Annotated in this window: 9 protein-coding genes and 1 tRNA gene; 7 read left to right on the top strand and 3 right to left on the bottom strand. The window is 43.3% G+C overall.

Going from position 1 to position 8390, the window contains the following annotated elements; translation table 11 throughout:
* A partial coding sequence (locus tag A3756_RS11235; protein WP_197481272.1) for a histidine phosphatase family protein occupies window positions 1–703 on the bottom strand: 703 nt, incomplete at its 3' end.
* A 174-nt stretch (window positions 704–877) separates the two neighbouring features.
* Between A3756_RS11235 and A3756_RS11230 the strand changes: the two genes are divergently transcribed.
* Entirely contained in the window at window positions 878–1621 is a 744-nt protein-coding gene (locus tag A3756_RS11230) for a type 1 glutamine amidotransferase (RefSeq protein WP_068513692.1), read from the top strand.
* A 1-nt stretch (window position 1622) separates the two neighbouring features.
* Here the strand turns inward: A3756_RS11230 and A3756_RS11225 are convergent.
* Window positions 1623–1710, bottom strand: a tRNA-Ser gene (locus A3756_RS11225).
* 143 nt (window positions 1711–1853) lie between these two features.
* Between A3756_RS11225 and A3756_RS11220 the strand changes: the two genes are divergently transcribed.
* The gene (locus A3756_RS11220) at window positions 1854–2309 is read left to right on the top strand and encodes an isoprenylcysteine carboxylmethyltransferase family protein (protein WP_156490420.1); all 456 of its coding nucleotides are present in this window, start codon (window positions 1854–1856) and stop codon (window positions 2307–2309) included.
* A gap of 45 nt (window positions 2310–2354) precedes the next feature.
* On the opposite strand, the gene A3756_RS11215 is transcribed toward A3756_RS11220, so the two are convergent.
* Window positions 2355–2981 carry a hypothetical protein gene (locus A3756_RS11215; protein ID WP_068513687.1) on the bottom strand — a complete coding sequence of 209 codons (627 nt, stop codon included), beginning with the start codon at window positions 2979–2981 and terminating at the stop codon, window positions 2355–2357.
* Window positions 2982–3137: 156 nt separating this feature from the next.
* Between A3756_RS11215 and A3756_RS11210 the strand changes: the two genes are divergently transcribed.
* The 5 genes from A3756_RS11210 to A3756_RS11190 all read left to right on the top strand — a co-directional run.
* The gene (locus tag A3756_RS11210) at window positions 3138–4070 is read left to right on the top strand and encodes a DUF58 domain-containing protein (protein WP_068750788.1); all 933 of its coding nucleotides are present in this window, start codon (window positions 3138–3140) and stop codon (window positions 4068–4070) included.
* A gap of 30 nt (window positions 4071–4100) precedes the next feature.
* Window positions 4101–6125 carry a transglutaminaseTgpA domain-containing protein gene (locus tag A3756_RS11205; RefSeq protein ID WP_068553508.1) on the top strand — a complete coding sequence of 675 codons (2025 nt, stop codon included), beginning with the start codon at window positions 4101–4103 and terminating at the stop codon, window positions 6123–6125.
* Window positions 6126–6183: 58 nt separating this feature from the next.
* On the top strand, window positions 6184–7197 hold the full coding sequence (locus tag A3756_RS11200) for a DNA polymerase III subunit delta' (RefSeq protein ID WP_068513678.1): 1014 nt from the start codon (window positions 6184–6186) through the stop codon (window positions 7195–7197).
* A 162-nt stretch (window positions 7198–7359) separates the two neighbouring features.
* Window positions 7360–7710 carry a PilZ domain-containing protein gene (locus A3756_RS11195; protein WP_068513675.1) on the top strand — a complete coding sequence of 117 codons (351 nt, stop codon included), beginning with the start codon at window positions 7360–7362 and terminating at the stop codon, window positions 7708–7710.
* Between the two features lie 114 nt (window positions 7711–7824).
* Window positions 7825–8390, top strand: a 566-nt coding sequence (locus tag A3756_RS11190) for a TatD family hydrolase (protein WP_197481271.1), incomplete at its 3' end; no start/stop codon positions are given.

The following is an 8390-nucleotide window of genomic DNA, read 5'->3' as shown; positions in this document are numbered from 1 at the left end:
CTTTTGTTAAGGTGTAAATCATGCTAGCAATTGACCAGGTTTTTCTTAGACAAACTCTGTATTGATGAACAAATTCGGAATCTATATCTGCAAGACAGCCAGGCAATAAACCCAAGGACATTTTGTGAAGTTTGAGTAAATTTGTCTGGATTTGATTTTGATCGCTTTCAGCATCGTGAGCTGCTTTGTTTACTTTACGCATATACTCATTATAGCTTGCCGAGGTGGGCGTAATTAAGCGTCGTACTTTCGCCTGAAGAGGAGACAAGGCAGCCCAGCTTGGCGTATCAAGTTCTAAATGAACATAGCTGCAGGTAGATAAACTCTTTATGGGTGTCTTTAAAAGAAACTCTAGAAGTTCCTCAAAAGCAGGGTTGTGGCCAACGATCAATACTTGATTCTCATCATCGCCGAGCTTATGCAGCCATTTTAGTAATTTCTTCCTGCTAAACGTGTATAGATCTTTGTCAGTTTTGACTTCAGTGAATGAGTTAGCGCATGTAAGGGTTGCCTGAATAGTTTGCCGTGCACGTTCTGCATTGCTGGAGTAGATGTTTGCTTGTAATGCGCCGTCAGCTTCAAGAATAGGAGACATGATAGCTATCTGACGTAATCCTCGCTTGTTCAGTGGTCTGTCTAAATCCGAAAGAGAAGGCTTAGAGCAACTGGACTTAGCGTGGCGTAAGAGATACAAGTGCTTCATCAGAAAGCCTCTAGAAATATCAAAAATGTTAGTGAGAAAAGTTCTTCCTCAATAATAAACCTTTTAGATGACAGTTAGTTTGCAAGGTTTTGATTGTATTTGCTAATTCTTACAGTTGTTCGTTGTTTTTGCTAAAGTGGTGTATGTCAAAAAACATGGATTAAGAAAGTACCTATGCCCAGCAAAGAACGATCAGACCTTAAAATATTATTATTACAAATCAGGGAAACCGAGCAAGTTAAGCAGGAAGAATTAGAAAGCTTTGCTCGATACAGTAAGCTTGATGTCACCCAATTTGATGTATTAAACGTTTTCGATCAGCCAGACTTTGCGAGAGATGTAGCGCAGGGCTACGATGCACTATTTGTAGGTGGAGCCAGTGAGGCAAATGTCTTGGAGCCTGAAACATATACTTTCGTGCCTCACGCTGAACGCTTGCTTTTACAGTGTGTCGAAAATGAAACCCCTGTATTTGCATCTTGTTTTGGTTTTCAGTTAGCTGCCCAAGCATTGGGACGTGAAATTATTGATGACAAAGAAAATTACGAGATGGGCACTATCCCAATATCTCTCACCGAACATGCTGCTTCAGATCAGGTCTTTCGTGGCATCAGAAATGACTTTCTCGCAGTATCGGTTCATCAGCAAAAAGCGATTTCGGCACCCGAAGGCTGCATAGAATTAGCCTATACCGATATTTGCTGCCATGCCTTTAGAGTTGCGAACAAACCATTCTGGGCATTCCAGTTCCATCCTGAAGTTGATCGAGATATTTTGATTGACAGGCTGACCTACTACAAAGAAAAATATACAGATGATGATGGGCATTTAACAGAGGTATTAGAAAGCGCCCAAGAAACACCAGAATCTAACCATTTGATAGGGTTGTTTGTTGATAGGGTGTTGTTAGGAAACTAATTGGCGGAGAGGGAGGGATTCGAACCCTCGATACCTTGCGGTATACACACTTTCCAGGCGTGCTCCTTCGGCCACTCGGACACCTCTCCGTTTTGAACTTTCTAGCTTCGCAAATGGTGTAAACCCTGTTACGCTCCCAGAAAGGTGCGCTACTCTAAACTAGCATTTTAATCATTGCAATAGTTGAACCCGTTAGTAGCTAATAAAAGTTAACTTATAGGTATATGTTCTCGTGAATATTCGGATTCCTCCACCACTTCAAACACTGATTGCAGCAGGCATTATGTATGGGCTGGATACTTTGATTTCAGTGAGTCTATATCGGTTTGGGCTCTTGGCTGGTATTGTTATGGCTGTCTTGGGGCTTGCGTCTGTGTTTTTCTTAATGCCAGCGGTATTTAGCTTCTGGAAAAATAAAACAACCGTTAACCCTATTAAACCTGAAAATGCGACCACGCTTGTGGTTGATGGAGTTTATAAGTACTCGAGAAATCCAATGTATGTGGGTATGGCAGCGCAGTTGCTTGCTTGGGCTGTGTATTTGGCAAACCCTTTTAACTTCTTAGTGTTTGCATTGTACGTCTATGTCATGACGGCAATTCAAATAAAGCCCGAAGAGCGTGCTTTGGTAAAGATCTTTGGGGCGAGTTACAGGGAGTATTGCGAACAAGTGAGAAGGTGGGTTTAGCAGTCTATTAGGTTAGAAAAAAATAGACTGCTATATGAGCTTTTACTAATTTTGATCAGGGATATTAATGGTTAGGTCAAATCCGCCGCCAACGCGCGGGGTAATTTGAAGCGGACCTTCATCAATACCGTGAGGAAGTTCAATTTTGTCAATTTGAGGAAGGTTGCCAATTGAAAAGGTAAGTTGATTGTCCTGTCTACTTAGCCCAAGATCGTTGGCACCGTCGCCACCAATATAGACAAAGTCGAAATCACCCTCGGGTACCGCGTAGCGTGTATCGTTCATGACTTCTTCCATTGTGCGAGTGTTAACCTCGTCGTAGGTTGGGATCACAACGTCAATAGGCGCGATGGTTGCTGAAGCAATCGCTGCATTTCGTAGCATTTCTTCACTGAGTAGGACAGAGCTGGCAGTGCCATCGACGTGGTTCTGTTGGTGCCCTAGCTTATCCATATCCTGGTCTACATTTTCAACCGGGGCAATTGTCAGGCTGGAGTAAGTTTTTTGAGTTGTCTCAATTTCCTGCTTTTTAGGCGTGACAATAATTGTCGAGTCCTTGATATAGGTTTCGGTTAACTCTGAACTGCTAAGAGATTTAACTTCTGCGCCAGCCATTAGTGGCAGTAGTAATAAAGGTGACGCTTTTAGGATGATGCTAGAGCTAGTGTTCATATTCGGTGCCTGCGATATTATACGATCAGCAGAATAACAGGTGAAAAAGTGAGCAACCTGTCAGCTATACTGTAATTATTTAGGCTGAGATCCGCTAATGCAAGGTTTATAGTCTATGTTTCTGTTAAGAAAAGTAATTATGCGGGATGTGTCTAGTTGAAGTTGCCCTTAGCTGAAAGAGTTGGTGAGATGATTGCGTCACGCAGTAAGCGAAGTGACTACTTTCGATTATCCCAAAAAAATATATATATTTTCCCGTCGCGTGCGGGTTTTGCTTATCTGTTACTTTTGTTGTTGATGCTGATAACGGCAATTAATTATCAGAATAGCCTTATTTACCTATTTACATTCTTCTTAGGTGCGATTTTCTTTTTCTCTATCTGGATGTGTTTTTTGAATATGTCCGGGCTTGAAATTAGTAGTGCTAAAGAAGAGGGTGTATTTGAGGGGGAGCGCGGCTACTTTTACGTGAAATACAGAAAAGAGCAGGGAGTGGCATTTGGTCTTAAAGTGGGCTTTGATGCAGGACAAATGAGTGCCGTCCCTCCGGTAACGAATAATCTTAATGAATATCCGGTTCAAGGTGGACTTAAAAACCGGGGATACCATACCTTAAAAAGATTGCGTTTGGAGTCGTGCTTTCCCTTTGGGCTGGTTCGAGCCTGGACATGGCTGAAACTGGATGCCTCGCTACTCGTTTACCCAAAACCTGTAGAAGGGAGTCCTACAAAAGCAGAGAATAGCGCTGAAAAAGGTTTGAGGAGCGATCAAAGGTCCGATGACTATAATTCGCTTCGTGCTTATCAAGCGGGCGATTCTATGCAGCGTATTAACTGGAAAAAATATGCAAGCTCTGAATTGCTAGTGGTTAAAGATAATGACTTAACTGCTTCAGATGCAAGCCGTGTACGTTGGCAAGATTATGAACCCTACGGAAAAGAGCAACGCTTACAGTTTATGTGTGAGAAAATAACTCGGCTGTACAAGGCTAAGCAAGCTTTTGGTCTTGAGTTACCGGTGATAGTGATTGAACCTGATTCAAGTGAGGCGCACTATTATGCCTGCCTTAAACAGCTAGCCTTATATTAATTTGCACGTGATCATATTAGTGGCTTGATAATGCAGAAAGACTTAAGAGAAGGTGATGACAAAGCAGTGATCAGCGGACAGAGCAACGTATTTGCGGTCCGTGCGCAGCCGGTTGGCGCCTTGCTATTAGTTATCATCTTACAGCTGATATCACACAGTGATCATCTTCCCATATGGCTAATCGTTTTTACGTTATTCATCTGTGTCTATCGTTTTATAGCTTATAAGCGAAATAGCCCGCCGGTAAGCACATTTGTCAAAACATGCTTAACGCTTGCTTCTTGCGCGGTGTTTGTCGCGCACTATAAAACCAACTTTTCTGTTGAAATGGCTGGCGCCTTTTTGTTTCTGACAGCTGTGTTGAAGTTTCTAGAGATCAAGGCTGACAAAGAGTTGTTTACAAGTATTTTTACGATGCTGTATTTAAGTTGTGTCTCGTTTCTATTTAGTCAGGGTGTATTTCATACGCTGTTGCAGTTGCTACTGATAGCTGTTTGCTTTTACGTGTTGCTATCCCAGAATATAGGCGTTGAATTTTCTTTAGGGAAGCGTGGTATTGCGACTTTGGGTAAAATGCTTTTCAAGCTCATGGCCGTGTCTATACCGCTTGTCATAGTGCTGTTTTTATTCTTTCCACGTATAGCTCCGCTGTGGCATATGCCTTTCAAAACTCAGCAAGGAAAGACAGGTATTAGCAATGTTATGTCTCCTGGCGATATTGCCTCACTTACCAAGTCTTCCGAAGTGGCTTTTAGAGCAGATTTCAGTGGTGTTGTCCCCGCCAAGTCAAACCTTTATTGGCGAGGTTTAGTACTCGACGAGTTTGACGGCAGAGAGTGGCGGCAAAGTATTGAGTATTATCCGGTCAGTCGCTATAAAATTGACCCAGGCCAACTTTATTCTCATGACGGCGCTACTTACCAGGTGATGCTAGAACCGCATCAAAATCGTTGGGCTTTTGCTCTCGATGATGGGCAGCCCTTAAGTAGTAACTTACTGAAAGGTGAGATGGGCCTTTTTAGCCTAAAAAACGATGCCATTCAGGCGACGCGATACAAGTTGAGTTATCAAGAGAGTCTTGGGATAGCGGTTGGCTCATTACCCTTTTTATCCGAGCTTAAGGGGGTGGATCGAATCAGAACGCCCGTTGTACAAGATTTGCAGCGACCAGGTGCATCTAGCAACCCTCGAACACAGCAATATATCGCGCAGATGAAGGCGCGATACCCTGAACCTGAAGCACTCTTTCGAGCCCTAATGGAAAACTTCGCCAAGCAGAATTTTTATTACACCCTTAAACCTGAGACGACTGGTGAGCACTTCGTCGATGAGTTTATGTTTGATACAAAAACGGGGTTCTGCGCGCATTATGCAGGGAGCCTCGCTTACATGTTACGGCTTGCAAATATTCCTGCTCGCGTAGTGATCGGGTATCAAGGTGGAGAGTTGCGCGATAATGGAAAATATATGGTTGTCCATCAATACGATGCGCATGCTTGGGTTGAAGTGTACATAGTTGGTAAAGGTTGGTTTAGGGCTGACCCTACCTCGATGGTTGCACCAGAAAGAATATTGGATGGTGGGGCTGATGCCTTTCGCGAGAAAGAAGGCTTTCTTGAAGACTCACCACTTTCATCAGTTGGGCAGCAATTAGCGCTTGTTAAGTGGGTGGGGCAATATGTTGATAAAATGAGTTATGGCTGGCAAAAGTGGGTAGTGAATTACAATCAGGGAGAGCACAAAAAGTTTGTCAGTTCGGTATTAGGGGAGTACAGCCTTTTAAGTGTCGCCAGTTTATTTGCGTATGTGCTTGTCGCTATTTTTATTTTATTTACCATCTATTTGTGGGGCCAAAAGTATGCCTTCAAATATACCTGGGCAGAGAAAAAATATATGATGTGCTGCTACGTATTAGCTCGAACTGGCTATAGCAGAACGCTGGGTGAAACGCCCAGGCAATATTTATTACGTATTCATTCTATCGCACCGCAATACCTCTATCGTATTTTAGAGCGAGTGACGAGTGACTTAGAGCGAAAGCAATATCAGTCTTGATGTCATCAAGGTAAAATTGGTCTTTGGTGTTGGCTAAAACGGTTAAAGGAATCAGGTAATGTCATTTTTTCCTTGGCAGGCGGCTCAGTGGGAGCGTGTGCTCAAGCAGGTAAGAGAAAATAAAGTTCCACACGCATTCTTGTTAAATGGTGTTGAGGGAATCGGTAAGCTACAGTTTGCGGAGAGTCTAGCAGCGTATCTTTTGTGTGAAAGTACGTCTGAGGGAAAGCTTGAGCAAGCTTGCGGCACTTGTAAACAGTGTCGTCTTGTCGAATCTGAAACTCACCCCGACTATAAGCATATTGGTCCCGAAGAAGGGAGCTCTATTCTTAAAGTCGATGCGATTAGAAATATGGTTGAGTTTTTCGCGCAATCGAGCATGCAGGGGGGGCGAAAGCTCGCAGTGTTATCTCCTGCAGAATCACTTAATCATAATGCGGCGAATGCGCTATTGAAAACCCTTGAAGAACCGAGTGGCGATTCCGTTATTATCTTAGTATCACATAGCTCGGGGCAGTTACTTCCAACGATTCGTTCTCGTTGTCAGGTGATTGACTTTTCGTTACCTGAAACGTCTGCAGCGAAGCAGTGGCTAGAAGCGGCGCTGAACAAAGACGAGCTTAGCTTGTCTGGAGCTGAGTTAGACTCGGTTTTAGCGCTGGCGGCCCAAGCCCCGCTAAGAGCTTTGGAGTACGTTAAAACGGGCGCGCTTGAAGAAAATCAACGTATGCTAGAAGAAATGGCTAGCTTTCTTCGTAAAGATGTTTTGGCCCTTGTTTTGGCTGAAAGGTGGAGCGATGATTTGTCGATTCTACGTGTAGAGTGGATGATTCAATGGTTGGAGCTCGTTTTAAAGGTCAAGTTGGCCAGCTTTTCCACTGAAGGACTTGCGGCGGCAAAAATGATCGACCATTTGGCTAAGGTTTCGACCGAGGCTCAGTTACTTGATTTATACAAAAGTGCCTTGGATCAACTGCGTTTGTTGCTCGGTACAAGCAATCCTAACAAGCAGCTGGTGTTTGAGTTTTTATTGAACCAATGGGCTGGCTTAATGGCTAAAAGAACGGTTTAATAAAGATCTCAAAAGTGTGAAGCAATTTTCAATTGCTTGCCTATACTGAAGATATATCACCTTAATACTACTCGAAACTGTTCGGGTTACAGTGGGTGCAACGACCAATTAGTGCTTTGTATTCAAGTGTTTGTACGGGCGCGTTATTGTTAAGAGAATTGTATGTCAGCAGGATTTGGGGCGCGTAGTGGTATCCTTACCCTAACAATCAAGGATAAAGCTGTTTTATATGCCGCCTATATGCCGTTCATTAAAAACGGCGGACTATTTATACCTACCGCAAAAAACTATCATCTTGGCGATGAGGTGTTTTTGCTGTTAAATCTAATGGAAGAACCTGAAAAAATCCCGGTAGCTGGGAAGGTTATCTGGGTGACTCCTAAGGGTGCTCAGGGTAATCGAGCAGCGGGCATCGGTGTTCAGTTTAACGAAGAAGATGCTACTGCCAAAAACAAGATTGAAACCTACCTGGCAGGCTCTTTAAGCTCAGATCGTCCTACACATAGTATGTAATAATAGGGGGGTGCCCCAATTTCTTGATACGATTCTTCAAGTGAGTCGCATAGATACGCATTTTTAGTTAGTATGTGCGGCTTTATCGTTGTAACAAGAGCGCGCTTGATTTTCATGTTTATTGACTCCCACTGCCACCTTGATCGTCTGAAATTAGCTCCATATGAAGGCGACTTGTCGCTTGCAATTTCAGCTGCCAAAGAAAACCTTGTAGACAAATTGCTTTGTGTCGCAATTGACCTGGAGCATATTGAAGAAGTGCTTCAGATTGCAGCTAAATTTCCCGATGTCTATGCTTCGGTTGGCGTGCACCCAGGTAGTACCGATTGTGAAGAGCCCACTATTGAACGCCTATTATCGCTTGCTGAGCGTGAAAAAGTCATTGCGATTGGAGAGTCGGGGCTGGATTACTATTATGGCCTGGAGCATAAAGATCTTCAGCTGGAAAGATTCAAGCGTCATTTAATTGCCAGTAAAGAATGTCGAAAACCAATTATTGTTCATACTAGAGATGCGAAGGAAGATACGCTAAACCTCATTGGCCAATACTCAGCCCCTGATGTCGCGGGAGTGCTGCATTGTTTTACTGAAGATTGGGATATGGCCTCCAGAGCGATGGATCATAACTTTTATATCTCATTCTCAGGTATTGTTACGTTTAAGAATGCTGTAGAGCTAAA

The organism is Oleiphilus sp. HI0086 (assembly GCF_001635225.1).
Note: the sequence above shows the minus strand (reverse complement) of the source record. Positions and strands in the feature narration are given on the sequence as shown.